Origin of the sequence: Xanthobacter autotrophicus (genome assembly GCF_029991245.1) — a bacterium.
Classification (GTDB): Bacteria; Pseudomonadota; Alphaproteobacteria; order Rhizobiales; family Xanthobacteraceae; genus Xanthobacter; species Xanthobacter autotrophicus_C.
This window is the reverse complement of the sequence record NZ_JAIVFO010000322.1, coordinates 1-670: the sequence shown is the minus strand read 5'-3', so window position 1 is coordinate 670 and position 670 is coordinate 1. Positions and strand designations below refer to the sequence as shown.

2 pseudogenes are annotated in these 670 nt (G+C 66.9%); both read right to left on the bottom strand.

The window, feature by feature from the left end:
- Positions 1-356: pseudogene (locus K9U41_RS23020) on the bottom strand (transposase); the annotation flags it as partial.
- Positions 357-540: 184 nt separating this feature from the next.
- Positions 541-597, bottom strand: a pseudogene (locus tag K9U41_RS24010) (hypothetical protein); the annotation flags it as partial.
- Positions 598-670 lie beyond the last annotated feature (73 nt).

The window sequence follows — 670 nt, the reverse complement described above, 5'->3', positions numbered from 1 at the left end:
TCGGTCTTCTCGCAGCGCAGGGCGACGCGCTTGAATCGCTTCAGCTTTCCGAAGCACTGCTCGATGCGGGCACGGCCCCGGTAGAGCGCCTTCGGGAAGAAGGCCGGGCGGTCTTTCGCATTGGATTTGAACGGGATGGCGGGCGCGATGCCCCGAGCCCGGGCCAAGGCCCGGTTGGCCTTGGCGTCATAGCCCTTGTCGGCGAGGGCGGCGCGCGGCTTCACATCGGGACCAAGATCCAGCAGCAGCTTGAAGAGTGGGCTGTCGCCGGCCTCGCCACCGGTCAGGTGGAAGGCGATCGGCTGGCCGTCGAAGTCGCTCTTGAGGTGGATCTTGGTGGAGAAGCCACCCCGCGATCGGCCGAGGGCCTGGCCCTGCTGCCCCCTTTTGCCCCGGCGGCGGAGACATGGGCGCGCACGACGGTGGAATCGAACATCTGGACCAGATGCGCCGTGCGGCTGATGCCAGGGTTTCGAAGAACAGCTCGAACACGCCGGCCTGGCGCAGTCGCCAGAACCTTTTCCAGACGCTGTTCCATGCGCCGAACTCGGCCGGCAGCGCCCGCCAGGAGATGTTGTGCACGGTGAAATAGTGCATGGCTTCGAGGAACTTGCGGTCATCGCGCCCGTTGTCGCCCCGTCGCGACCGGCAGGCGCGGAACACCTCCAGC